Annotated in this window: 18 protein-coding genes and 1 pseudogene; 9 read left to right on the forward strand and 10 right to left on the reverse strand. The window is 56.7% G+C overall.

All coding sequences use genetic code 11. The features are described from left to right. Positions 1–34 precede the first annotated feature (34 nt). The gene (locus tag AFIDRAFT_RS08635; RefSeq protein WP_009338844.1) at positions 35–1,639 is read right to left on the reverse strand and encodes a PAS domain-containing hybrid sensor histidine kinase/response regulator family protein; all 1,605 of its coding nucleotides are present in this window, start codon (positions 1,637–1,639) and stop codon (positions 35–37) included. A 610-nt stretch (positions 1,640–2,249) separates the two neighbouring features. On the opposite strand from AFIDRAFT_RS08635, the gene AFIDRAFT_RS08640 reads away from it, so the two are divergent. Beyond that, positions 2,250–4,085, forward strand: a complete 1,836-nt coding sequence (locus tag AFIDRAFT_RS08640; protein ID WP_040298164.1) for an assimilatory sulfite reductase (NADPH) flavoprotein subunit — start codon at positions 2,250–2,252, stop codon at positions 4,083–4,085. Positions 4,086–4,096: 11 nt separating this feature from the next. Next, positions 4,097–5,845, forward strand: a complete 1,749-nt coding sequence (locus AFIDRAFT_RS08645; RefSeq protein WP_009338850.1) for an NADPH-dependent assimilatory sulfite reductase hemoprotein subunit — start codon at positions 4,097–4,099, stop codon at positions 5,843–5,845. Between the two features lie 31 nt (positions 5,846–5,876). Here AFIDRAFT_RS08645 and rfbC read toward each other — a convergent pair whose 3' ends face one another. The 3 genes from rfbC to AFIDRAFT_RS08660 all read right to left on the reverse strand — a co-directional run bounded on the left by rfbC (position 5,877) and on the right by AFIDRAFT_RS08660 (position 8,515). Further along, a complete protein-coding gene (rfbC, locus tag AFIDRAFT_RS08650) occupies positions 5,877–6,419 on the reverse strand; it encodes a dTDP-4-dehydrorhamnose 3,5-epimerase (protein ID WP_009338852.1) in 543 nt (180 codons plus the stop codon). Beyond that, on the reverse strand, positions 6,416–7,312 hold the full coding sequence (gene rfbA, locus AFIDRAFT_RS08655; RefSeq protein WP_009338854.1) for a glucose-1-phosphate thymidylyltransferase RfbA: 897 nt from the start codon (positions 7,310–7,312) through the stop codon (positions 6,416–6,418). Before rfbA ends, rfbC begins: the two co-directional genes overlap by 4 nt. Before the next feature lie 342 nt (positions 7,313–7,654). Then, entirely contained in the window at positions 7,655–8,515 is an 861-nt protein-coding gene (locus AFIDRAFT_RS08660) for an SDR family oxidoreductase (RefSeq protein WP_009338856.1), read from the reverse strand. 254 nt (positions 8,516–8,769) lie between these two features. On the opposite strand from AFIDRAFT_RS08660, the gene AFIDRAFT_RS08665 reads away from it, so the two are divergent. Next, a complete protein-coding gene (locus tag AFIDRAFT_RS08665) occupies positions 8,770–9,858 on the forward strand; it encodes a glycosyltransferase family 4 protein (RefSeq protein ID WP_198007803.1) in 1,089 nt (362 codons plus the stop codon). 24 nt (positions 9,859–9,882) lie between these two features. Here AFIDRAFT_RS08665 and rfbB read toward each other — a convergent pair whose 3' ends face one another. Further along, complete coding sequence (rfbB, locus tag AFIDRAFT_RS08670; RefSeq protein WP_009338860.1) at positions 9,883–10,962, reverse strand: dTDP-glucose 4,6-dehydratase; 1,080 nt, start codon at positions 10,960–10,962, stop codon at positions 9,883–9,885. Positions 10,963–11,838: 876 nt separating this feature from the next. Between rfbB and AFIDRAFT_RS19110 the strand changes: the two genes are divergently transcribed. Next, on the forward strand, positions 11,839–13,065 hold the full coding sequence (locus AFIDRAFT_RS19110) for a rhamnan synthesis F family protein (RefSeq protein WP_009338863.1): 1,227 nt from the start codon (positions 11,839–11,841) through the stop codon (positions 13,063–13,065). On the opposite strand, the gene AFIDRAFT_RS08685 is transcribed toward AFIDRAFT_RS19110, so the two are convergent. Beyond that, entirely contained in the window at positions 13,054–14,124 is a 1,071-nt protein-coding gene (locus tag AFIDRAFT_RS08685) for a glycosyltransferase family protein (RefSeq protein ID WP_009338865.1), read from the reverse strand. The two genes, AFIDRAFT_RS19110 and AFIDRAFT_RS08685, sit on opposite strands and share 12 nt — an antisense overlap. 207 nt (positions 14,125–14,331) lie before the next feature. On the opposite strand from AFIDRAFT_RS08685, the gene AFIDRAFT_RS08690 reads away from it, so the two are divergent. The 3 genes from AFIDRAFT_RS08690 to AFIDRAFT_RS08700 all read left to right on the forward strand — a co-directional run bounded on the left by AFIDRAFT_RS08690 (position 14,332) and on the right by AFIDRAFT_RS08700 (position 17,313). Continuing rightward, complete coding sequence (locus tag AFIDRAFT_RS08690; protein ID WP_009338868.1) at positions 14,332–16,104, forward strand: ABC transporter ATP-binding protein; 1,773 nt, start codon at positions 14,332–14,334, stop codon at positions 16,102–16,104. Between the two features lie 612 nt (positions 16,105–16,716). Continuing rightward, positions 16,717–17,016: an HU family DNA-binding protein gene (locus AFIDRAFT_RS08695; protein WP_009338869.1), complete on the forward strand. Its 300-nt coding sequence runs from the start codon at positions 16,717–16,719 to the stop codon at positions 17,014–17,016. A 90-nt stretch (positions 17,017–17,106) separates the two neighbouring features. After that, complete coding sequence (locus tag AFIDRAFT_RS08700) at positions 17,107–17,313, forward strand: hypothetical protein (protein ID WP_009338871.1); 207 nt, start codon at positions 17,107–17,109, stop codon at positions 17,311–17,313. 48 nt (positions 17,314–17,361) lie between these two features. On the opposite strand, the gene AFIDRAFT_RS20005 is transcribed toward AFIDRAFT_RS08700, so the two are convergent. Genes AFIDRAFT_RS20005 through AFIDRAFT_RS08715 form a run of 3 tightly spaced genes read right to left on the reverse strand, consistent with a single transcriptional unit; the run spans position 17,362 to position 20,689 of the window. Continuing rightward, a complete protein-coding gene (locus AFIDRAFT_RS20005) occupies positions 17,362–18,957 on the reverse strand; it encodes an AAA family ATPase (protein WP_009338873.1) in 1,596 nt (531 codons plus the stop codon). Beyond that, a complete protein-coding gene (locus AFIDRAFT_RS08710; RefSeq protein WP_009338876.1) occupies positions 18,950–19,726 on the reverse strand; it encodes a metallophosphoesterase in 777 nt (258 codons plus the stop codon). The genes AFIDRAFT_RS20005 and AFIDRAFT_RS08710 overlap by 8 nt, the downstream gene beginning before the upstream one ends. Before the next feature lie 12 nt (positions 19,727–19,738). Then, complete coding sequence (locus AFIDRAFT_RS08715; RefSeq protein WP_009338878.1) at positions 19,739–20,689, reverse strand: GIY-YIG nuclease family protein; 951 nt, start codon at positions 20,687–20,689, stop codon at positions 19,739–19,741. Between the two features lie 1,248 nt (positions 20,690–21,937). Between AFIDRAFT_RS08715 and AFIDRAFT_RS19765 the strand changes: the two genes are divergently transcribed. Further along, on the forward strand, positions 21,938–22,894 hold the full coding sequence (locus AFIDRAFT_RS19765; RefSeq protein WP_156786862.1) for a hypothetical protein: 957 nt from the start codon (positions 21,938–21,940) through the stop codon (positions 22,892–22,894). Between the two features lie 77 nt (positions 22,895–22,971). Next, positions 22,972–24,104: pseudogene (locus AFIDRAFT_RS19435) on the forward strand (IS3 family transposase). 266 nt (positions 24,105–24,370) lie between these two features. Here the strand turns inward: AFIDRAFT_RS19435 and AFIDRAFT_RS20010 are convergent. Continuing rightward, positions 24,371–24,786, reverse strand: a 416-nt coding sequence (locus AFIDRAFT_RS20010; RefSeq protein ID WP_009338886.1) for a hypothetical protein, incomplete at its 5' end; no start/stop codon positions are given.

Below are 24,786 nucleotides of genomic sequence, written 5' to 3' on the forward strand. Positions count from 1 at the left end.
GCCTGAAGGCAAGCGGGAATTGCCAACGGTCAATTCACGATACGGCACCCTGCCGGAATTTCAGAACCTGTCCGGCTCCCTTGCGCGGAGAGCGGCGGTTCATTTCCGTGATTTCACGCCCAAGCTCGGCCTGGGTGAAAGGCTTCGGCAGTTTCGTCACGTTGTCGCCGGCGCCACGTTCGAGTTCGGCATAGCCGGTGGCAAGGATCACGGGAAGATCGGGCCACTGCGTCTTGATGTCGGTGATGAGCTGCAGGCCGGTCGTGTGCGGCATCGCCTGATCGGTGATGACGAGATCGATACCGTCACGGGTTTGCAGGATGGCGAGTGCTTCCTTCGCCGACGAGGCGGCCAACCCGACATGGCCGAGGTCCTCCAGCATCGCGATGGTGTTGGTCAGCACCAGTATGTCGTCGTCGACCGCGAGTACGATCAGCGACTCCTGATCGGGAGTAGGCTGGACAATCTGCAAGGCGGGCGGTGTGACCGACAATTTCGGTTTGGCGACCGGCAGCCACAGTTCAGCGGTGGTGCCCTTGCCGGCTGCACTCTGGAGCACGAAGCGGCCGCCGCATTGTTCAGTCAGGCCATGCACCATCGACAGGCCGAGGCCGGTGCCCTTGCCGGGCCCCTTGGTGGTGAAGAACGGCTCGGCCGCGCGGCGCAACGTGTCGGTGTCCATGCCGGTGCCGCCGTCCTCGACGCTGAGACAGATGTATGACCCCGGTGCGAGGGCCAGTCGGTTTTGCTCGGACACGCTTTCCTCGCGCGCGGCGATCACGATCTGGCCGCCGTCCGGCATGGCGTCGCGCGCATTCACGGCGAGATTGAGCAGCGCCATTTCGAGTTGATTGGCATCCGTCAGAGCCGGAGCAATCACCAGCGGAAATTGCGTCTGGATATCGATGGACGGGCCGAGCGATCGCTGTAGCAGTTCGGTCATGCCGCGGATCAGATTGGGAATGTCGACGGCAGTCTGCACGAGGTCCTGCCGGCGCGCGAAGGCGAGCATGCGCTGCGTCAGCGTCGAGCCGCGGCGGGCACCCTGCATCGCGTTCTCGAGTAGGGTATGGAGTTTGGGATCGTCTGGCAGCCGCTTGCGCATCAATTCGAGGCTGCCCATGACGGCCATCAGCAGATTATTGAAATCATGTGCGATGCCGCCAGTGAGCTGGCCGATGGCTTCCATTTTCTGCGAATGCAGCAGCGCCTCGCGATGCTGATCGAGATTGAGCTGCGCGTTGCGCCGCTCGGTGAGATCGCGCGTGATCTTGGCGTAGCCGACCACGCTGCCGTCCGGAGCGCGGATCGGATCGATGATGACGTAGGCCCAGAACTTCGTGCCATCCTTGCGGATGCGCCAGCCCTCGCTCTCGAACTTGCCCTCTTTCCGTGCTGTCTCCAGCGCTCGCTCGGGCAGGCCGTCGGCGCGATCGGATTCGGAATAGAAGCGGGAGAAATGGTGGCCGATGATTTCACTCGCCGTATATCCCTTGAAGCGCTCAGCGCCGGGATTCCAGCTTGTGATGATGCCGTTGGGATCGAGCATATAGATGGCGTAGTCCGTCACTGCTTCGACCAGCAGGCGGTAACGGCCATCGTCTGTCAGGGATGCGGCGTAACGGTCAGAAAATTCCATGACCCCTCAAAAAACGGGGCTTTCCGTGAAGCCGCTCGTCCGCCTCACTAACATCGGCAAGCCCCGTTCGTTCCAGCCTTTTCCGGCGTCCCGGGGCCGGAAAACCGCTCGGATGGTTACCGGCCGGGGCGTCAGCGGGTTTGTCGGGCGCTTCTCTGGGGTATGCATCGGGCCATGTCCTCCGGCCGGTCTTCAAATGCCAGGAAGGCAGGCGGCCGGGCGGCGATGCTGGACGAATCTGTCACGAAAATTCCGGAAACCGGCGAGCTGGCCATGTGTTTTGCCGGGTCACGAAAATATTTTTCCGATGGTGCGAGAGGGTAAATGCCGGGTTCCGGCAGAAGGATATTCTCGCTGCGGTCCGGGACGCAGTACGGACATTTCCCTCGTTCATGCGCTTGCAAAAGGGCCTTCTTTTGCAGGCATAACTTCAATTTTCCGGATGCCGCGCATGGCTCGCATCGCGTTTGCATCGGCCCATATGAAGTTGCACAACGATGTTGTCCTTCGCCGGAATGGCGCGCAGGCGAGTGGTCCTGCAGCCGCGTTTTGAAGCGAAAGGCGCCTCCGCGAACCGATGGGTTCGCGCTGCATCGAGAGCAAGGTTGCAATGACAAAAGTATTCCCCGGCCCGGCGCTTTCCGAAGACCAGTGGCAGCAGATCAGCTCGCTGGCGACGACCTTGTCGCCGGAGCAGGCGACCTGGATCAGCGGCTATTTCTCCGGGGTCAGCGATTCCTTCCGCCTGAGGACCGGTTCCGCCACGGCTGTGGTGGAAAAGGCGCCGCCGGCGGCTACGACGCCCGCGCCTGCCGCCGCCAGCCGGACCCTCACCGTCCTTTACGCCAGCGAAACCGGCAACAGCGCGGCGCTCGCCAAGGCCTTTGCGCAGGACGCCAAGGCGCAGGGCATCAATGCCAGCGTCGCCAGCATGGCCGACTACAAGGTGCGCGGCCTGAAGGATGAGCAGGATCTCGTCGTCATCACCTCGACCCATGGCGAGGGCGACCCGCCGCAGACCGGTGTCGGTTTCTTCGAATTCCTGGAAAGCCGCAAGGCGCCGAAGCTGCCGCAACTGCGGTTCGCGGTGCTTGCGCTCGGCGATTCCACCTATGAGAAATATTGCGAGGCCGGCAAGCGCATCGACCGCCGCCTTGAGGAACTGGGCGCGCAGCGCATCGTCGATCGCGTCGATTGCGATGTCGATTACGAGGAGCCTTCCGCCGCCTGGCATGCCGACGTGCTGCATCGCCTGGCGCCTGCCGTGCAGGCCTCCGCCGCAACGCCGGTGGCCGTCTCGTCTGCCGCTGCTCCCGCGCATGCGGCATCCTTCGACAAGAAGAACCCGTTTGCGGCGAGCGTGATCGACAACATCGTGCTGACGGGCCGTGGTTCCAGCAAGGAAACGCGGCATATCGAGTTATCGCTGGCGGATTCCGGGCTGAACTATCAGCCGGGTGATGCGCTCGGCATCGTGCCGCGCAACGATCCGGCGCTGGTCGCGTCGCTGATCGAGAAGCTGAAACTGCAGGCCGACGCCCCCGTGACGGTGAAGCAGCAAACCTTGCCGCTGCACGAAGCGCTCGGCAGCGCTTTTGAAATCACTGCCGCGACGCCGCGCTTCCTCGACCATTGGGCATCCGTTACCGGCTCTTCGGAGCTGGAACAGTTGCGCAGCCCGGAAGAAGGTGCGGCGCGCACCGCGTTCCTGCACAACCACCATGTCCTGGACATCGTGAACCGCTTCCCGGCGTCCGGCATCGAGCCGGCAACGCTGCTTGCGGGACTGCGGCCGTTGCAGCCGCGGCTTTATTCCATCGCTTCGAGCCTTACGGCTGCGCCGGATGAGGTCCACCTCACGGTCAGCACTGTGCGCTACAATCTGCACGACGTGCCGCGCGCGGGCGTGGCGTCCAGCTATCTCGCCTCTCTGACGGACGAGGATGCCACGCTGCCGGTCTATATCCAGCCGAGCGCGCATTTCCATCTCCCCGCCAATGACGTGCCGATCATCATGATCGGTGCGGGCACGGGCGTCGCGCCCTATCGTGCCTTCATGCAGCAGCGCGAGGCCGAAGCGGCTTCGGGCCGCTCCTGGCTGTTCTTCGGGGAACGTAATTTCCGCAGCGACTTTCTCTATCAGGTTGAATGGCAGGCGCTGCTTAAGAGCGGCGCGCTGAGCCGGATGGACGTCGCGTTCTCGCGCGACGGCGCGAACAAGGTCTATGTGCAGGATCGGCTGCGCGAACAGGGCCGCGATATTTATGCCTGGCTCGAGGAAGGGGCGCAGGTCTATGTCTGCGGCGATGCCGCCCATATGGCCCCCGACGTGCATGCGGCGCTCGCCAATGTGGTCGAGACGCATGGCGGATTGAGCCATGAGGCGGCGAACGAATATCTGACCGAGTTGCAGCGCGACCGCCGCTACCTGCTCGACGTTTACTGAGGGCGCGCGTGATGGATGTGAAAGTTGAAGTTGATCGCAGCCGCGATCGGTCGCAGCCGCTCGACAAGCTCGGCCCCGACGAGACGCTGAAGGCCAATAGCGACCAGTTGCGCGGTACTATCGCGAAGAGTCTCGCGGATCCGATCACGCTGTCGGTCGATCCGAGCGACAACAAGCTGATGAAGTTTCACGGTATCTATCAGCAGGATGACCGCGATATCCGCGATGAACGCCGCCGCCAGAAGCTGGAGCCTGCGTTTTTCTTCATGGCGCGCGTGCGCCTGCCGGGCGGCGTCTGCAGCCCGAGCCAATGGCTGAAGCTCGACGAGCTCGGCCGCGCCTATGGCGGCGACACGGTGCGCCTGACCACGCGGCAGACCTTTCAGTTGCATCATGTGCTCAAGCACAATCTGCGCCCGGCCTTGCAGGGGCTACGTGAGGTGTTGCTCGACACCAAGGCCGCCTGCGGCGACGACACCCGCGGCGTGATGGCCACTGTGAATCCGCTCGTCTCGAAGGCGCATGCCGAAGTCTATGCGCTGGCCAAGCAGGCGAGTGAGCACGCGCTGCATCGCACCGGCGCGTATCGTGAAATCTGGTACGAGGAGGAGCGCGATCCCTCCACCATCAAGAAGGTGCCGGACGGCAGCGAGGAGCCGTTCTACGGGCGCACCTACATGCCCCGTAAGTTCAAGATTGGCTTTGCGATCCCGCCGAGCAACGACATTGATGTTTACTCGCAGGATCTGGGGCTCATCGCCATCGTCGAGCGCGGCAAGCTCAAGGGCTTCAACGTCGCCATTGGCGGCGGCCTTGGTCGCACCGATCAGGCGCCGAAGACCTATCCGCGACTTGCGAGCGTTATCGGCTATATCGATGCCGCAAAGCTGTTTCCGACCATCGACGCGGTGATGTCGGTGCAGCGCGACTATGGCGATCGGGTCGATCGTCTGCACGCGCGCTTCAAATACACCATCGACGACAAGGGTCTCGACTGGATCAAGGCCGAGATCGAGCGCCGGGCAGGGTTCGATCTGGACCCGGCAAAGCCCTACACCTTCACCTCGAACGGCGATCCGCTCGGCTGGCTCAAGGGCGAGAACGGCCGTCTGCACTGCACGCTGTTCATTCAGAACGGCCGTGTCATCAACCAGCCCGGCCGCCCGCTGATGGATGGCCTGCGCGAGGTTGCCCGCATCCACAAGGGGCATTTCCGCCTCACGCCGAACCAGAATCTCATTATCGCCGACATCGCGCCGGAGGATAGACCGGCGATCGAGGCGGTGATGAAGCAGTACGGACTCGATGAATTCGAAACCCGCAGCGGCCTGCGGCTGAATTCGATGGCGTGTGTGGCGTTGCCGACCTGCGGTCTCGCAATGGCCGAGAGCGAACGCTATCTGCCCGACCTTATTACCAAGATCGAAACCCTGCTGGGTGCGCACGGTCTCAAGGATGAGCCGATCACCATCCGCATGACGGGCTGCCCGAATGGCTGCGCGCGGCCCTATGTTGCCGAGATCGCGCTGACCGGCCGCGCGCCGGGTAAATACAATCTTTATCTCGGCGGCGGCTTCCACGGCCAGCGCCTGAACAAGATGTATCTGGAGAATGTCGGCGAACCGGCCATTCTGGAAGCGCTCGACAAGGTGCTCGGACACTTCGCGCGTGAGCGTAAGGAAGGCGAGCATTTCGGGGACTTCGCTATCCGCGCGGGCTACGTCGCGGAGGTGAAGGAAGGACGCTACTTCAACGACTGAAGCGTCCGAAAGCGCGGGCGGTAAATGTCGTCTAGGCGAGGGTTGCCGCGCTCAAGAGGGGCGCGTCATTGTCCTTGTCTGACACGACAGGGTTCATTTTGAGGGGCCAGTCGATCGCAAGGGTCGGATCGTTCCAGCGGATCGCACGCTCGTGTTCGGCGGACCAGTAGTCCGTTGTTTTGTACAGTACTTCGGCGGTCTCGCTCAGAACCTGGAAGCCGTGGGCAAACCCCGCTGGAACCCAGAGCTGCTTCTTATTATCCGCGCTAAGGTTGATTCCAGTCCATTGCCCGAACTGCGGTGAATTGCGCCGGATGTCGACGGCGACATCGAAAATTTCGCCTGCGAGCACCCGAACCAGCTTGCCCTGCGCCTTCGGGGCGATCTGGTAATGCAGGCCGCGCACGACACCTTTTTTCGAGAATGACTGATTGTCCTGAACGAACGGGACATCCGCGACAGACTCGCGAAAGCGTTGATGATTGAAGCTCTCGAAGAAATAGCCGCGCGTGTCGTGAAAAACCTGCGGTTCGATCAGCATGACGCCGTCCAACGCGGTCGCCGCCACTTTCATGATGCGGTCTCCTCGCGCAGCAGATCTTTCAGGTACTGGCCATAACCGGTCTTGCCGAGCGCCGTGGCGAGCGCATCGAGTTGCGCCGCATCGATCCATTTCTGGTTGAACGCGATTTCTTCAGGGCAGGCGACCTTCACACCCTGGCGGTGCTCGAGCGTCGCGACAAACTGGCTTGCCTCCAAAAGAGACTCATGCGTGCCGGTATCGAACCATGCGAACCCGCGGCCCAAAATCTCGACATTCAGAAGGCCTGCGTCGAGATAGCGCCGGTTGACATCGGTGATTTCCAGCTCGCCGCGCGCCGAGGGCTTGATCGCGCGTGCATGGGCGATCGCATCGTTGTCGTAGAAATAAAGGCCCGTGACGGCGTAAGAGGATTTCGGCTTTTGCGGTTTTTCCTCGATCGACAGCGCGCGATGGTTTTTGTCGAACTCAACTACGCCATAACGTTCCGGATCGTGGACGCGATACGCGAAAACCGTGGCTCCGCTTTTGCGGTTGGAGGCGGAGTTCAGCAACTCTAGCAATCCATGCCCATAAAAAATGTTGTCCCCCAGCACAAGTGTGACATCGTCCTGGCCGACGAAGGGGGCGGCAATCGTCAGCGCCTGGGCCAGCCCTTCCGGACGTTCCTGAACGGCATATTCAAGCCGCATGCCCCATTTTGAGCCGTCGCCCAGAAGCTGCACGAAGCGCGGCGTATCCTGCGGCGTGGAGATGATCAGGATTTCACGGATGCCCGCCAGCATCAGCACGGTCAGCGGGTAATAGATCATGGGCTTGTCGAAGACCGGCAGGAGCTGTTTGCTGACGGCGATTGTTGCCGGGTGCAGGCGGGTGCCCGAGCCGCCGGCCAGAACGATACCCTTTCTCTTACGATTTGACATCATCTCAAGCCGATTCTGTTATGCTCGGCGACTCTGCGCGGCATAGGTATGAAAGCCTGTGCACAGGTATGTTGGGCGCAGAAGGGTACGGTAAGGGCTCATCGTGCGCCGACCAAATCTTCTCGATTGCACGATAGGTGCCGGAAATTCTGCGCCCTGTCTATGGTCGTTTTCTGGATGGCGGGATGGCGTAAGCCACATCAAACTATTCGTCTTGCGTAGTTCGACGGCGCATGAGATCTCACATCTGCTATCTATAGGCAGATTTAAGCCAGTGAAGTTGGTGGACTGATGATTGAGTGCTATTTGAGTCGCCTATTGTTTGTTCAGGATGCTCTCGCTTTTCTAAAATTGTGATATGTATTTCTGAAGGTCTTCATTCCAAGAGCCTATGTAAATATCTTCAGCTGCATCTGATAGAAAAATGGATTCAATTCCTTCCGATGTGGCACGAGGTGCTGAGAGTGGAAAGATGTTTGACCTTACTCCGCGAACGACGCCGGAATATCCGAGACTTTTGGCTATCTCGCATGCGATTTGAAAGCGCGTAACCGTGCCCTTGCTTGCGAAATGAAAGAGTCCGATGCGACCTCTTTTAGCTGAGGCGAGAAGGAAACGCGCCAAATTCTCTGCTGCGGTTATGCTGCCTTGTTTGTCGTCGACTGCGAGAATCTGACTTGCTCCGTTTCGAATTTGAGCAATAATTTTTCCTACGAACTTATGATCCTTGGAAGCGCCGCCGCCAATCATCCAGCCCGCACGGACGATTAGGTGGTTGTGAGGGGCGTATTGAATAACCATTTGCTCGCCCCAAAATTTGGAGCGGCCATAATAATTTACTGGGTCGGGTAAATCGAGTTCGTTGTAAACTGTCTGTTCCTTGGCTCCGAAAACGTTGCTTGTGGAAACGTATCCTAACCATCCTCCCACCATAGTAGTGGCCTTAGCCACTTCCCTGGTAGCAAGCACGTTGATTCGTGCAGCGAGGGCGGGGTCTCGTTCACAAAGGTCAACATCAGTTTGCGCAGCAAGGTGCAGGACGATCGAAGGTTTTATTTGAGCAATAAAAGGAGCAATCGTTTCTATATTGTTCAAATCATTCTGTGGCCGACCGAATGTTATAATATCATAGCCCTCTGCTTTTGCAGCAGCGAGTGCATATTGGCCGAGCATTCCGGTTGCGCCGGTAATCAAAACCTTTGTCACATGAAATCCCTAAGCTATTTTGCACCTTCTAGGACCCTGTCTAATTCAATCTTTAGGTGGCCGCCATAATAAAGCTATCGTCAATGTTCTATCGGGAGGACTGGCATAAATTAGATAAATCGGCTATCGGCCAAATAAGTTGGTCTAGTGTTTGTCCAAGCAGCAGGTAGGCGATGTTTCATAAATCTGGGCTCATTCGCAGAACTCTAAGAAATCAGAAAAGGAAGCGAAGGTTAAATCGAAGTCTCGCCTCTGTGCATGATTACTGGGACTGGAGTTTAGATCTAGGGGGGCGGACTTCGCCTATTCTCTCGCCGGGTACTGGCGATTGCTTCGTTTGGTTTGTTCCGTCTTGGGCGAACGTATGGGGTGGCGGACATTATACGCTATTCCGCTTTGCAAATCATTTTGCGAAGAAGGGCACGAGACAAATTATTTACACTTATAATAAGGCTGGTCGATCGGCTGACGCCCTTAAGGCGGAATTGAATGCTGCCGTTCCAAACTGTCAGCTTGAGGTGGTTACAGACATACAATTGCTCCCTGAATGTAGTATCGCTTTTGCAACTACTTGGCAGTCTGCATATTTCGTCAAAGCTTTCCCGTTTGCGAAGTCAAAATTTTATTTCATGCAGGATTTTGAATCCAACTTTTATGCTCATGGAACGGCTTCCATGCAGGCAAATAACACTTATACATTTGGGTTTCCTGCGATTGCCGGAGGCAATTGGAATCGTGCCATGTATGAGTCGTTCGGGGGGCGAGCCGAACACTATGTTTTCTCGACAGACAGAGATATTTTCTTTCCATCTTCTAAAGAGGGTAAGGTCAAAGAAAAGGTCTCGCGAATTTTCTTTTATGGAAGACCTTCCACTGAGCGAAGATGCTTCGAATTAGGAATTGCATCTTTAGCAAAAGTTGCTCGAAGCTATCCTGATATTGAGATTGTTATCGCAGGCCTCGACATCGAAGATTGTCTTCCCTTTAAAGCAACGCTACTGGGCAGCTTAAGCTTAGCCAAGACAGGCGACTTATATCGTGCCTGCGATATAGGTATCGCCTTCTCCGGGACCAATCTTTCATATCTTCCCGTTGAGCTGATGGCGTGTGGTGTTCCTGTCATTTCGAACAGGGGGCCGCACGTTGAATGGTTTTGCCGGGACATGGTGAATTCCGTATTGGTGGATCCAGTCCCCACAGCTGTCCTGCAAGCGGTGAAGATGCTCGTAGAGGATCTGGAGATCCGGCAATCCCTTGTCGATGGAGGCTTGGCAGAGGTAGCGCAGCGAACATGGGAAAGTGAGATGGATCACATATATCAATATATACAGCGCGCTAGGTAGAATGTTAGATACGAAGTAAAGCTATCACCGCGCCGAATAATTCTTCTGAATCCAGTCGCGGTATGCGCCAGAGATTACACGATCAGTCCAGGTCGAATTGGCGAGATACCAACGGACGGTTTTGAGTAGACCGGACTCGAAGGTTTCCTTCGGTGTCCAGCCGAGTTCATTTTTGATCCTCGTGGCATCGATGGCATAGCGGCGATCGTGTCCTGGTCTATCCTTTACGAATGCGATTCGAGTCTTATAGGGCTGTCCATCGGAGCGGGGATGCTCGGCATCCAGGATGTCGCAAAGCGTATGAACCACATCGATGTTGGCTTTTTCGCTGTTGCCGCCGATGTTGTAAGTCTCGCCGAGTTGGCCTGCGGTGAGGACGCACCTGATGGCTTCGCAGTGATCCTCGACATGGAGCCAATCACGGATTTGAAGTCCATCGCCATAGACAGGCAGCGGTTTGCCGGTAATGGCGTTATGGATCATCAACGGGATTAGCTTTTCGGGAAACTGGTATGGGCCATAATTGTTCGAGCAGTTCGTCGTGATAACCGGAAGTCCGTAGGTGTGATACCAGGCGCGAACGAGATGATCCGACGCGGCTTTCGATGCAGCGTAAGGGCTGTTCGGCAGATAAGCATTGGTTTCGGAGAAGGCCGGATCGTCCGCGGACAGAGTGCCGTAGACCTCGTCCGTCGAGACGTGGAGGAAGCGGAATGTATCCCGCTCAGCTTTGTCTAGGTGCAACCAATATTCTCTCGCACACTCCAACAGGTGAAACGTGCCGACCACATTTGTTGCGATGAAATCACCCGGGCCATGGATGGAGCGGTCGACATGGGACTCCGCGGCGAAATTAACGATGGCGCGCGGGCGCACGCGGGCAAGCAGCTTCTTAAGCAGCACGATATCGCCAATGTCGCCATGAACGAATTCGTGCCGCTGATTGGTGAGATCGCTGAAGTTCTCGAGATTGCCCGCGTAGGTCAGCTTGTCGAGATTAATGACCGGCGCTACCTCGCGGGCGAGCCAGACTCGGATGAAATTGGAGCCGATAAATCCTGCACCACCGGTGACGAGGATGGGGGGAGATGATCGTGCGGTCATTCGATACAATTTCTAGTAGAATCAATGATATGGCGGCGTAGCTCACCAGAGGAGCCTATTACTGAAGGCGAGGTTTATACAGGATATAAGATGTTTGGGCACGCCGAAACCATCGGCAAGATCACCTTTTATCCGGACGCCGGAGAGGTGACGGTCGCTCATGAATTCGCGTTGTGCGTCGTCGAAAGGACGTCGCGAATCATAGCAGAAAATCGACGACGGTTCTTTGAACTCCGTTCGTGGGGCGCGGATAGCCCGGCGTAATTTATCCGGTAACATAACCATGCCTGCTGATCATGAGGAGCGTCAGATGACGCCTACCTTCGAGGGGCGGACGCAAATAAAGGCCGATCTTCGAGTTTTTGATGTTTTCGAACGTGGTTGTTCTTCGAAGCAAGTACTTCGAGGCAGAATTGATGCTGGATAGCGGATTGGCCGATTCATCTTGTCCTAATATAAAGGCATCCAGCCAACGAGAGTGAGCTTGAATCGACCAGTGCTTCGGTGCTGTATATGGATTTGAATAATGTTTTCTCGGGCACGATATTGAAGGCAATCGAAATGTACGCGGTTGTCGGGAGATGAATGTTGCGGCTTTATGCAGATTGCTCTTCGAGATAGCAGTTTGCGATGCACCGGTAGAGGTGCCGAGTCCGACTTTGCGATCTCCACGGGCTTGCATTTGGATGCAGCTGTTGAAGCCATCTCGCGTATCATTTGAGCATTAAAGTGGATTACAGGGCGAAGACTTTCCTATAAGCCACGGTAGCTGGGATTGAGCGGCTTGGCTGCCGCGGAGTGCCTAAACCGGTTAGCATCTGCAGGGCACGTTGGACGATTAGTATGATTGGTTCTCACGGATCGTTTGAGGGAGTCATGGCGAGTCCGGATGTGGCATGGAGCAAATTTAGCCTTCGGAAGGATCAACTTTATTATTTGCGGGCGCTCTGCAAAGTAAATTTTCAGCCGTTTGTCCGAGTTTGGAAGGCAGATCCGAATTCGCATCCGTTATTTATTCCGGCGGTTCCTGAAACGGAATACATCATGAAGTCTTCTGGCCGGGACACGGATTTGTACGTTCTTAAGCAAGAAGTCAGTGTAAAATCCTTCAGGAGAATTCGTCCAAAGGATTTTCTTAAAACGCTGCGGCTTTTCCGATTTCATCGCTTCAACCGTTATGCGGACGATTGTCTGACGATACTCCCCCTTTTTCACGCATATGGAGCTAAAGGCCTTGAAACGTCGCGCGCCATGAGAACTCTCGCGGCATGGGACGTTGGAGTTTCAAGCTCCGCTTTGCAACAGACGCTGGGATACGATATCGTCGGGTTTCCTGGGGCGCCAAAGCCGCTGCAGTTGAATGGGCGCATTGCGACTGGAATTATTGTTCATTTGCATTATTGCGATGTTTGGCCCGACTTCGAGAAGCGCCTGCGAAATCTCACATGCCCATTTAGTTTGATCGTGACATTAAATGAGTCGAACCCGGATTTTGCCGCTCGGGTTGCCGGACAGTTTCCTAACGCCAAAGTATTAGTGTATCCCAATCGTGGCCGTGACGTCGGGCCTTTCATTCAGCTCTTGCGAGAGGGTCATCTCGACGATTTTGAACTCATCTGCAAGTTGCACGGGAAGAAAACAGTTTCGTTAGGTCCACGTATGATTTTCGGCGAGATCTGGCGGCGACTGCTTCTAAATGATTTGGTCGGATCGGATGAATTGGTGAGGGCTATTCTTCAGAGATTTATAAGCCAGCCCGGACTGGGTTTGGTAGGTTCATCCCATTTTCGGGGGAATTATCTTGGTACATGGCCGCGAAATGCAGCGCTGACACTTGAGCTTGCAAAACGGCTTGGATGTCCAGAAGAGCGCTTCAAACTTGATTTTTTTGCTGGAACGATGTTTTGGGTTCGTCGTGAATTGCTTGATCTGTTAAAGTCGTTGAATCTCTCTCAGGATGACTTCCCCGTAGAAGCCGGACAAACCGATGGCACCCTTCAGCACGCGCTTGAGCGCATATTCGGAGCGTTGCCGGGATTGGCGTGTCCCCCTATGACAATCGAAGAAACGGCATGGCCGCTGACAAAGCCGTTATCCGATTGATTCTGGTCGAGCAGGAAAGATGTTGTCCAAAGCTTGTGATAGCGGGCCAAACTGCCGCTGTGTCATGACATTGGTTGCATAGAATTTATCGCCTATCCGCTCGATCCAGCTCGCGTGGTTGACGATGCAGCTTTCCAGCTTGTCGAGAAGGCCATCTGGATTTTCGGCGGCGAGTTCTGGAATGTAGAGCTCGGACTGCGTATAGGGCGGTGTGCTGGTGCAGATCGGCACGAGCCCACTGGCGAGATAGTCGAGCAGCTTGATATCAGACTTCGCATCGAAGAACTGCTGGTTGTGCGGCGAAAGCCCCGACGGCAATGGGGCCAGTCCGATGGCGCCGACGAAATATTGTAGAATCTCTCGGTAAGAATTGAAGTCGAGTCGCTGGATGTATCGGGACAGCTTGAAGAGCTTGCCAAGGGCCGGGTCGAAGCGGCCGATGATAATCATTTCATAACCATGGCGATTCGCGATGTTCGCGAGCCGGGTTGTGAATTCTGGATTATCGCGGGTCACGAAGGGGTGATCACCCGAGGTCCATACAATTCGCTTCTGTGGTATGGTTGGAAAAGGGATTGGCGTTGCGTGTCCGGAGTATCCGTTCTTCAGGGTGATGACCGGTTTCGGTGAAGGGATCTGTTGAAGCAAATGGCCTCTCAAGACGTCGGTCGAGGTCGTCACCGTTTGTGCATGTTCCAGGCACCAGCGAATGCGTGCGATGTTACGCGGTCTCGCTTTGACGAAGTCCGGCGTGACGGTCATCAGGTCGTCGAGATCGTAGACGATCGGGGCATTCTGGTTTTTCCGCAAAAATCGATATTGCTCTGTCGATACGTTGCGGTGGCACCAGATGTGGGTAAAGGAAAAATCCTTGTGCCATCCCATCGAATGCATTTTGCGGTCGGCCATCTGGAAGCCCGCGATCGTGCCGCGAGCAAGAAGCGCCGCAAGAAACGGTCTGATGCGGATCTCGCTAAGTTCGACGTCCGATGAAAGCGCCAGAACAAGAGGCTCGGAATTCGGCTGATATTGAAAGCGGGAATGAGAAAAAAGCATCATGTTTTGGCTTTTGCGATGATATCTCTTTAATGGAATTGCCATCATAGGATGCCGCAATAAAAAGGAACAGATCGGCATCTCTGGATTACGATTGCTCCTATTTCCGGAAAAATTGGCCTTTGGGTCCTCAATGGCTTGGTTTTCGACTTGAAAATGGACTTCATAGTGGGCAATCAGGCGGCTGATTGTTTGCCGCCTGGATAATATATGCCTTCGACTCCTCGGAAAATCACCGACGATCCCTACGGAGCGTTTCAGCTTATCAAGAGGCTGGTTGCGGAACAGGGCGCACTTTATTGGCGGCGTTACCTGCTCGTATTTTTTCTGATGGCTATCGGGGCCGGCGCCAGCGCCGGGTCTGCATACCTGTTCGGCAAAGTTATCAACCAGGCTTATGTCTATCGCAGCATCAGCGGCATCATGACCCTGTCGATACTGGTCGTCGGGCTCTTTACCGCCAAAGGCATGGCCACCTATTTCCAGGCGGTAATGTTGTCGCGGATCAGCAATGCCATCCTTGCCAACAATCAGCGCAGGCTCTTTGCGAAAATGATGCAGGAAAGCATCGGTTTTTATTCGCAATCGCATTCATCGGACTATTTGAATCGTCTATCCGCAGGTGCGGCCTCGATCACTCAAGTGCTGTCGCTGATTATGACGGCCGTCGGCAAGGATTTTCTGACCTTGGTCGGCCTTGTTGCTGTGATGGTATCGCAGGATCCTTTATTGTCTTTGCTTAGTCTGGTTGTTGCGCCGCCGATGTTTCTGTTTGTGCGCAAGATCGTACATAGGGTGAAGAGTCTTGCCGCAAGCCAATTTCTCAGCGCGTCAACGATTATGGAGGCCGTGCAGGAATCCTTGCAGGGTATCCGCACGGTAAAGGCTTTTACCCTCGAAGGGACGATGCAGGCGCGCGTCGATCGGAGCGTTGCTGAAGTCGAAGCCCATGCAAACAAGATGGCTGTCGTTTCAAATCGCTCCGGCCCTTTGATGGAGATGCTGGGCGGCATCGCGATCGCTGGTGCTTTGATGTACGGCGGCTATCGCGTCATCGGGACCAATGCGGCGCCGGGGCAGTTCGTATCGTTCATCACGGCGTTTCTGCTTGCCTATGAACCGGCGAAGCGCCTCGCGCGTGTCAATATCGATCTGAGCGGCATGCTGATCGGCGCACGTATGCTGCTTGAAATCGTCGATAGCCCGGCTTCCGAGCCCGACGACAGTAACAAGCCGGCTTTGAAGCTCGCGCATGCGCAGGTCGAATTTCGCGACGTGACGTTTGCCTATCGTCCCGAGCAGCCTGTACTCAAGTCGATGAATTTCATCGCGCACCCTGGCAAGGTGACGGCGCTGGTTGGCCCATCCGGTGGCGGAAAGTCGACGATCCTATCGCTTCTCCTGCGATTTTACGAGGTGGATGGAGGAGCAGTGGTGATCGACGGCCAGCCGATCTCGGATTGCTCGCGTGCCTCGCTTCGCCGGCAGACTGCTTATGTCGGGCAGGATGTCTATCTCTTCCGCGGCTCCATCCGTGAGAACATCGCGTTCGGAAAACTTCACGCGACCGAGGAGGAGATCGTTGCAGCGGCCCGCGCCGCCTGTGCGCATGATTTCATTATGGGTTTTCCTCGAGGTTACGAGACCCCGGTTGGAGAGCATGGCACTCAATTGTCCGGAGGTCAGCGTCAGCGGGTTGCGATCGCCCGGGCTTTGATCAAGGATGCTCCGATCATTCTGCTCGATGAAGCAACAGCGGCTCTCGATTCGGAATCGGAAAAGTTCGTGCAGGAAGCAATCGCGCGTTTATGCAAAGATCGCACGACGATCGTCATTGCGCACCGCCTTCACACGATCATGCATGCCGACCAGATCCTGGTGGTTGAAGACGGAGTGATCGTCGAAGCCGGTTCCCACAGTGATTTGCTTCGGAAGGATGGGCGCTATGCTGACTTCTTCCGGCTCCAGCAGCGAGGCAAATGAGGTCGCCTGGTTCTTTGCCAGCGTGGAACAGTCCCTTGAATAGGGAAATTGCAATGCTCGGGTAAATGCGGAAGGCCTTTCAGAGGGCTGTAAAGCTGAATTATGTGCCGCTGGATGCTCATTATTGCGATCCTCGTGCCGATGAAGATGTTTTCCTTCATCCAAGTATCAAAATAGTCCGGCGTGGATTTCAAGATTGCATAATTGTTTCTCGATAATGCCCCTTAGAAATAAGTTTGACAATAACGGATGGGCTAACCGTTTTACGGTCCTAGGTTTCAAAAACTCCGCAGTAATCAAGCGCAAGCAATTCGCGGAGGGGCGATTAATGCCCGCGAGCCAGGCGCTAACTGTCGGGCACAAACGCTCACTGACAGTGCCTTGCCATGCCTGACCAGTGGCAGAAGATGCATCTGCATTATTGCTGTTCTTCTCCACGCCACCGCATGGCGCTTATGTGCCGCGGCCAGGAGGCTGTCGCCTGCAAGGCGCAGAACACAGCTCTGAAAATACTGCCGCGACGAATTCTGGATGGCGGTGGGAAACGCCCGATGGGCCGGTGAAGAGACGCCAAATCGAGTAGTGTCGGCTGCCCGAATCAATGGAGTCGACATGGCAACTCAGATGACTAAATCGCAATTGATCGAAAAGATCGCCGAAGCTAACGAGCTCTCAAAGAGAGATGTGAAGGGCGTTTTCGAATCGCTTGCAACGATCGGCTACAAGGAACTGAAGAAGAACGGGACGTTTCTCCTTCCGGGCTTTGCCAAGTTTGTCGTGATTAAAAAGCCGGCGACGAAGGCACGCAAAGGCACCAATCCGTTCACGGGCGAGCCAATGACGTTTAAAGCCAAACCTGCTCGTAAGATCGTTCGCGCGCGGCCAGTCAAGGCTGCCAAGGACGCCGTCTGACCTGGGAAGTGGAGCCCCGTCGTGGTCTCCACTTCTTGATCCTGGTTGATGATGCGCAAAGCGCATCCGGCAGTAATGAGGAGAGGTTGGATGGCCAAGAAGGTGAGAAAGTCGAAGAAGAAAGCGCCGAAGAAGTCCGTGCGCCGCCCTTTTACAAAGGACGACGTCAAGACTTTGCGAGTTCATTCCAAAGCAAGAACCCCGGTCGCTAAAATCGCGAAGCAGATGAAGCGCACGGAAGGCTCGCTGCGTCAGAAAGCCTTGAAGCTGGGCATCGGGCTGGGCCATCAGCGCTAGGTCGTCCTACTTCTGAGAAAAGAACGATTCTGCGTTATTTGCATTCAGCTAATTCCGGATGCTCTGTTTCTCTCTTTCCTTCAGGATGACCTCGACGATCCGCTTGAGCTGTCGGACGGAGCCGCCGCCCCAATGTTGCGCGGTGGCGTGGTGTTCGTCGCCATCGAGAGGCATGATCCAGCGCGGGTCGAGCTGGCGCTCAACGGCGATGCTGGCGAGGACCGCAGGCAATAGCGCGTCGAGATCACCCGACGTTGGAGCTGCAAAACTGATCACCCGCAGCCGGTCTCGCAGTGGTGAGGGGAGGGCATTCGTGCTGTTTGCCGTCATGATGTAGTTGACATGCGAGAGATCGAGTGCGGTCTGTAGCGCCGGATCCGGATAGCGCGCAGCTGTCTCCGGTTCGAAGAAGCCCAGTAGGCAGTCCCACAGCCGGCCATAGTCTGACCGGGTCCCGGCTTTCTCCAATTCGTCGATCAGAACAAGCGGATTGGCGTGGCCCGCACGATGAATAGCCATGAACGGATGGCAGGGCTCAGTCGAGTGCCAGCGCCGGTCGGTGCCGGCAAAGATCGCCCCGTCGGATTGCGCGCCGTCGACCCGCCAGACGGCAAGTCCGAGCTCTTCCGCAAGGCGCCTGGCAAAGCGCGACTTGCCGGCACCGGGTTTGCCGACCAACAGAGTGGGCTTCAATCTGACCATCCGCTGGCCGATCAGATCGGACAGGATGGCATCGATCGCCTCGTGTGCGTAGGGGAATTCGAACAACAGCTTTGAGCGCACCTCATGAAGCGGTGGTGTCAGAGCGAGCGGCAAGGGCGTGTTGATCGCGGGCGTGTAGATCCTCGTCAAGTTCTTGCTTGAGCTGTTCGTGGTCTCTTCGGGGAGAGAACAAACCAAGATGTGGTCCGGCGGTAGTTTGGCAAGGATGGAGTCCCTAGGGGCGGCCATCTTAGCCGGCGCTCTATTGTTATTACCATCGCGATGCTGCTCATTGCGAACCGAATCCCTCGCTTCTTGGATACGGCAGAGCGCCATGAGCGGGCCCAGATGCAGGGCGACGAGCACTGCTCGGTCGTAGTGCTGTAACTCGGGCATAACATGTAGCATGAGTGGCGCTGCCGCCCAGCCGTAGAGGAACGACTCCACCTCCGCCAACATGGTCTGGCTAAGTGTATTCCAGCGCTTCTTGCGGGCAACGAACAGAGCCGCCGTGACGCGTCGGTAGTGCTTCGCATGATAGGCGATATGCGGTGCTGGCAGTGACAACAGCCGGACGCAGTCGGCGAATGAGCGCAGGATCGCCTGGTCTTCCCTTGTGGCAAGGCGATCAAGTTCGTCTGCAAGCAAGGCGCCCGTGGCATAGTCCTTGGCGATGAGCCAAGGTTGCAGGGCAATTTTTGGTGCGATCTCGTTGATCTCGGCAGCAAGCCGTTCCTGGGCAAGGCCTGAGCGGTCTGCGCAGAGTAAGCCGTAGCGGAACAGCCGATGCAGGCGAAGACGCTCGTCCTTGAGGTCACCGCTATCGGCTGCAGTGCCAAGCAAGATTCGCTCGCCATCGACAGTGATGCTAATCTCCTCGACACTGTCATCGTCATGACTATTGCCATCCTCGTCGCCGTCATCGTCGAATGGCTCACTCATGGCCCACCTCGATGGTTAGAGACGGGTTGAAGGCTGAGTTCTCGTCACCATAACCGTGAGGGTTGCAGACCACCTGGCTCTTGCCGATCCAATAATCGCTAGATTTATGGATATGGCCATGCACCCATAGATCGGGGGCCTGAGCACCAAGCAGTATCTCCGACAGATCGGAGACGTACGCTGCGGTGAGCAGATCATCCTTGTAGTGAGGATGAATCGAGCCACGATGTGGCGCATGATGCGTTACCACTACGGTGGGACCTGCAAATGGTATTTGGAGGGTAGCCTGGATGTAGATCCGCGATTGTTGATGCAGGCGTAAAGCGTCAACGGGGCGAAGGCGGCGAAATGGCTGCTTTGAGGTCAAAATCAAGCGATGGTCATTGAGACCGTTCTGCGCGACGTGCATTGCAGACGAGGATAGATTCTCGCCAAAAAGACGATAATCGGTCCACATCGTGGCGCCGATGAACCGTACTCCCCCAACGACAACTGTCTCGTTCTCCAGCACATGGGCATTGAACTGGGGCGCGAGCCTGTGTGCCAGAGCGAGCTCCTCCGGCCAGCATCGGCGGTAGAACTCGTGATTACCCGCCGTCACGATAATGGGGATGGTTTGAGGAACGATCTTGCGCAGGATGACGAGCCCTCGATCGATACCTGCGCAAGTGTCGCCTGCTACCACAATAGTGTCGACGTCGTCGGCGATGGAGATTGTCTTAGGAGCCGCGACATCGGCGTGAAGGTCAGAGAAAATTTGAATCTTCATGTGTAGCTCCCTTTATGACGCGACGAGGGGGCTAGTCTGGTTGATCGGCCGCCAGAGCCGCGCGGAGGCCTGAGTGCCACATACCACTTGGGCGGCGATATTGAGCGAGCGGAAGGCCACCGCCACAGTGAGCCGTAGCCGGTCTTCAACGCCTCTGATCGGCATCAGAGCGCTGGCGTCTTTCAGCATGGCATGGCGGGTTGTAACGATCGGGCGTGCCGAGGGATTGACGGAGGCGCGGACTTCCGAACCGGCAGCCACCACGAAATCGTCACCAAGCGAGGAGCCTCGCGCCCAAATGCCGCAGTAGTTGAGCTCGTATTCCGCAGCCATCGGCGGCATGCCCGCCACACCGATGTGCATCAGGTCGCTTTGCTCCTCCGTGGTGTTTTCGTGGGCGGCTGGTGAAGGCAGCGTGAGAGGCGGAAGGAGAAAGCGGGCGTCGCTGTTAGCATGAAAGGCCCTGCAGCCGGCATCGAACAGGAGGCGCTCGGCATCGACGATGATGCGATCAAGCGTACTCTTCCTCCAGTCAGCCGGTTCAGTGAGCGGCGGGTTTTTGTCCTTCCTCACAGTGACAAAGCCAGCGGTCTCCGCCCGCCTCGTCAGCCATTGCTGCAAATACAGCGGCCCGGACTTGTCGTAGGGGCGATGAGCAACGCCTGTAACCGCGAAGACGTCGCGGAAACATTTCTTCCCTGGGTCGGTCAGATGCTCGGTCAAGCGACGGGTCATATTGCCGGTCTCGCCGATGTAGACTTGATTGCCGTCTGACAAAACGTAGCAGGCTGGCGCCGCGAGCCGTTCACGGAGCTCCTCGCCAAGTGGCGCGAAAGGAAAACTCCACACCGCGAGCGGAGACGCTTCATCGGTGATCCGCCTGAATCCGGTGATTGCCGATTGCGGCCGATGGATGATGGTGGTGGTGCCCGCATCAAAAGCGGGCTGACAAACTGAAGACATTGATGAGGATCCCTTGTTGTAACCAGTGAAGGGACCGGGTCCTGGGTTGGGGCATGCGCGTCCCTTGCCGTTCTCACATCAGTGAGCGTAGGTGACGGGACGGCGAGCCTTAGGCGTGCTTCGCGCACACCATCCAGGACGGCCGATCGCTAGATGGCGGATGAGAAGCCGATGGCGGACAGGCCGCGCGGCACCCGGCCGCCACGACGGAACATGGTCCGGCGGCACCGCCGCAAACGGGTAGCAATCATCGACAACAAGGGATGGGAAGAGGACCGCGAATCGCGGATAAACTGGCACTTAGCCATGACGGACTCCTATTAAGTCGGTTGTGGTTAGGCCGTCGTTTGGTGCTCGAACACCGGACGGCGGCCGCCAAAGCTCTCACGCTCTGGCGTTCCTAAAATGGGAGCGCCCGCGACGAAGTGCCAGATCTGTGGACGTATTTCGAACTGCGATGGTTAACGGAGGGGCCGATCGGCCTGCCTGCGCAGCATGAAGTTGAACAGAAGTGGATGTCTTTGAATGTCCTCTGAGCCGTGCGCGCCACATCCCATTAGCCTTTGTGCGCCCACTTTTGTCGCAAACTGAATCCGCAGGGCTTCGTCGTGGGCTTGAGCTAGGGCTCGACTGCTTCGCGCTTGGCGGGCTGATCCAAGTTTCTCTTCCTGCCTCGTGCGGTCTGCTTTCCCACGCTTTTTAAGCCGCCTGCTCGCGGCATGTTGAGAGCCAGATGTGTGGTCGGAATGATCTTGGTTCTTCAATGAGGTGATAGCGCCGTGGGCCTGGGCCTCGGATAGCCAGGCACAAGCATCTGTCCCAGCAGCGCCTGCGTCTGAGGCGCAAAAGGACTGAACTGACGCATGCGGTGGGCGTCGGGAGAATGGCCGCTCCACTAGAGGACTGAACTGCGAATCTCAAGGTACGGTGACGGTACGGTGATGGTAAAAAACCGTGTTTTGAATGCACAATGGAAATTGTTCGGTCTTCAGTCGTTCCCGATGATCGTCGCTTTACGCGAAACATCGGTTGGATCGGATCGCCATTTATCGCCGTTTGCGGTTTGCTAGACCCGATGAGAAGGTCATTACAGCTCACTCAGCTGTAATGTGGCCCAGATGCCGAAGGTTGGCGCCTATGACTAATCCTGTCAGATTTCCAGTTTGCTTGGAGCGGCCTGATTTCTCTGGGGCGACACTCACGCGATCTGCGAAGACCGAAGCCGCCTACCGGAAACGATATGCCGGGATGGAGAAAACGCTTTCACGAAAGCGCGGTGAGCCAGTATCTGTGATCGACGTGATCGATGATTTGCGGAGGCGGGCGCCCTCGTTGAAAGCAAATTCATATTACCTTTTGCGTGCGACCGTTTTGCAGCAGTTGCGCGACTGGTTCTCCGAGGGCACCTTAACGGTGGAGAAAGCCGAAAAACTGGTGGAAAGTCTCACGCTTCCCCACGCAAAGATTGGTGGTGCGGCTCCGAAAGGCCGCACATCGTCCGGACGACGGCACCATATTAAGCCGGAAGGCATCTCTGCCTTGGCAACCATGGCGCGAAGCCGCAAGCATCCAACTTTTGACAACCTTGCCGGCCTGCTCGAATATGGAATCAAGGTGGGCACACGACCGTGTGAGTTGATAGGTGCTCGACTGATCGGCCGCAAACTTTACATCGTTTCGGCCAAGGTTTCCGTGGCAAATCAACGAGGATTGGCTGCCAGCCGCGTCATTGGGTTGCTATCCGATTTCGACGACTTCGACCTCGCCGAGTTTTCTCAATTATTGACACGACTGTCAGCCGAGCTCGCTTCGGTCAATGGTGATAGGGCGCGGTTAGTGCGTCGCTATGGTGGTGCCTTGCGTCGGCTGCGTCATGGGGAAGCTTGGGCATCCCGAGTGACGCTACGAACAACGCGCTCACAGTGTCGTGCGACGCTCGCTCGAGCCAGATTCACTGCGCCAGAAATTGCATCGATACTTGGTCACGCCTCTGCCGAAACAGGTCCGTCCAATTACGGACGTGCCAACAAGGGCTGGCGTCTGCCACCAAATTACGCCCCGCTTGCGGTATCGACTGAAATGCTTGCCAAAGTGCGCGTCGGCGCTCGGACAAAGGCGAAGCTGGCGCGCAATCAACCCGTGACGTTGACAGAATCACGCGCTGCGTTTGCTGGTGAATATCCTCATGAGTTCAAACCAATGTGAGATGCTGGGTCGCCGAAGGTCTCAGTAAGCGCGTTCCAGCATAAGGCTCGGATTTAGGCGGTTGCCTATCGGGGCCCTTGAGGCGCAAGCGAAATCTATTCCCACTGCTCCGACGGCAGGTTGATGTGCTGATGGCACAGGGCCATCAGGTAGCAGACGCAGTCCGAGCGATAGGCGTGACGGAAGTCACGTATTATCGATGGCGGAATGAGTATGGTGGCCTGAAGGGCGGCCAGGTGAAGCGGCTGAAGGAACTGGAGACCGAGAACACCCGGCTCCGGCGAGCGGTGTCGGATCTGACGCTGGACAAGCTGATCCTGGCAGAGGCCGCAAAGGGAAACTTCTAAGCCCCTCCCGACGCCGCGCGTGCGTCGATCATGTCACAGCCGAACTTGGCATCTCCGAGAGACGGGCGTGCCGGGCATTGGGTCAACACCGATCGACGCAGCGCAAGATCCCCACGACACCTGATGACGAGGCGGCTTTGACTGCCGACATCATCGAGCTTGCCCACCAATATGGCCGCTACGGATATCGCCGGATTACGGCGTTGCTTCGCAGAGCCGGCTGGAGGGTGAACAAAAAGCGTGTCGAGCGAATCTGGCGGTGCGAGGGGCTGAGGTCCCTGCCAAACAGCCTAAACGCGGGCGTCTGTGGCTCAACGACGGTTCCTGCATCCGTCTGCGGCGGGAGCGGCCCAACCATGTCTGGTCCTATGACTTCGTCGCTGACCGCACCCACGATGGCAAGGCGTTTCGGATGTTGTGCATCATCGACGAGTTCAGCCGCGAGAGCCTGGCCATCCGTGTCGCGCGGAAGCTCAAGGCGATCGATGTCATCGAAGCCGTGTGCGAGCTGTTCGTCTCGCGGGGGCATCCCTGCGCACATCCGCTCAGACAACGGCCCTGAGTTTGTCGCCCAGGCGCTCCGGGATTGGATCGCCGCCGTCGGCGCCAAAACCGCTTACATCGAGCCGGGAAGTCCATGGGAGAACGGCTATTGCGAAAGCTTCAATGGCAAGCTGCGCGATGAGCTGCTCAATGGCGAGATCTTCTACACATTGAGGGAGGCTCAGATCGTGATCGAGAACTGGCGACGCCACTACAACACGGTGCGTCCACACTCATCGCTGAAATATCGGCCGCCAGCACCCGAGGCCCTCGTCTGGCCAGCACCAAAGGAGATAGAAAAAATGCAATTCCTAAACTAACATTCTGACCGGACCACTCCGTGGGGGCCAGTCATTGTCTTGAGTAGAATAATGCTGGGAGCGGGAAGCTTGCAGACGTCAGAAGCTTGGATGACGCGGCATGCGAATTAATTTCCTCACCCAAAAAATCGGCAGGCTTACGAAGCCCTGAAGCGGAACAGGTAGCGGGATCTGGGCATTGCTGTGGTCAGGATCGATGATCAGCGGCTTAAGAATTTCAAGCTGCGGCTTTTGAAGATCATCGGCGGGAAGTTGTGCGGTTCTATCTAATTAGGCGTTGTGGCTTTGATCTGGTAGCTGCTGTGGCAGCCCGCGCAGTTTTGTAAAACCTCTGAAAGCTGGCCAAGGGTGTGTTTTGGAAGGGCGATTGTCTCGGCATCCATAGCGATGGTGTCAAATCCGCCGTGAGTGCTGAAAGCAAGCTTTTTGAATTCTAGTGGTAGCTTGCCCATCATTCCAAGCGGCACATCGTGGGCTCGTGATGTTCCCATTGCGCGAGCGGCTTTCGCTACGCCCTTCATATCATCTTTCGACAGAGCTTCCGAGATTTCCTGAAGGCCTTCAACAAAACCGCGCATCTCCTTTAGCATGAGGTCGCGTTCAGCAGGCTCCAGGAGGATTGCCACCCGTCCATCGGGTGTCTTTTCGGTCGATCCGGCAACGATGAACTTATAAACCATTT

The organism is Afipia sp. 1NLS2, from assembly GCF_000178995.1.
In the GTDB taxonomy this organism is placed as follows: Bacteria; Pseudomonadota; Alphaproteobacteria; order Rhizobiales; family Xanthobacteraceae; genus Afipia.

What these genes read in the sequence shown, in the direction of transcription:
- AFIDRAFT_RS08710 (WP_009338876.1), bottom strand. Translation starts at nt 19,726, where the DNA reads ATGAAGATTCAAATTTTCTCTGACCTTCACGCCGATGTCGCGGCTCCT.
- AFIDRAFT_RS08715 (WP_009338878.1), bottom strand. Translation starts at nt 20,689, where the DNA reads ATGTCTTCAGTTTGTCAGCCCGCTTTTGATGCGGGCACCACCACCATC.
- rfbA (WP_009338854.1), bottom strand. Translation starts at nt 7,312, where the DNA reads ATGATGTCAAATCGTAAGAGAAAGGGTATCGTTCTGGCCGGCGGCTCG.
- AFIDRAFT_RS20005 (WP_009338873.1), bottom strand. Translation starts at nt 18,957, where the DNA reads ATGAGTGAGCCATTCGACGATGACGGCGACGAGGATGGCAATAGTCAT.
- AFIDRAFT_RS08635 (WP_009338844.1), bottom strand. Translation starts at nt 1,639, where the DNA reads ATGGAATTTTCTGACCGTTACGCCGCATCCCTGACAGACGATGGCCGT.
- AFIDRAFT_RS08645 (WP_009338850.1), top strand. Translation starts at nt 4,097, where the DNA reads ATGGATGTGAAAGTTGAAGTTGATCGCAGCCGCGATCGGTCGCAGCCG.
- AFIDRAFT_RS08640 (WP_040298164.1), top strand. Translation starts at nt 2,250, where the DNA reads ATGACAAAAGTATTCCCCGGCCCGGCGCTTTCCGAAGACCAGTGGCAG.
- AFIDRAFT_RS08695 (WP_009338869.1), top strand. Translation starts at nt 16,717, where the DNA reads ATGGCAACTCAGATGACTAAATCGCAATTGATCGAAAAGATCGCCGAA.
- AFIDRAFT_RS19110 (WP_009338863.1), top strand. Translation starts at nt 11,839, where the DNA reads ATGGCGAGTCCGGATGTGGCATGGAGCAAATTTAGCCTTCGGAAGGAT.
- rfbC (WP_009338852.1), bottom strand. Translation starts at nt 6,419, where the DNA reads ATGAAAGTGGCGGCGACCGCGTTGGACGGCGTCATGCTGATCGAACCG.
- AFIDRAFT_RS08685 (WP_009338865.1), bottom strand. Translation starts at nt 14,124, where the DNA reads ATGATGCTTTTTTCTCATTCCCGCTTTCAATATCAGCCGAATTCCGAG.
- AFIDRAFT_RS19765 (WP_156786862.1), top strand. Translation starts at nt 21,938, where the DNA reads ATGGAGAAAACGCTTTCACGAAAGCGCGGTGAGCCAGTATCTGTGATC.
- AFIDRAFT_RS08690 (WP_009338868.1), top strand. Translation starts at nt 14,332, where the DNA reads ATGCCTTCGACTCCTCGGAAAATCACCGACGATCCCTACGGAGCGTTT.
- rfbB (WP_009338860.1), bottom strand. Translation starts at nt 10,962, where the DNA reads ATGACCGCACGATCATCTCCCCCCATCCTCGTCACCGGTGGTGCAGGA.
- AFIDRAFT_RS08700 (WP_009338871.1), top strand. Translation starts at nt 17,107, where the DNA reads ATGGCCAAGAAGGTGAGAAAGTCGAAGAAGAAAGCGCCGAAGAAGTCC.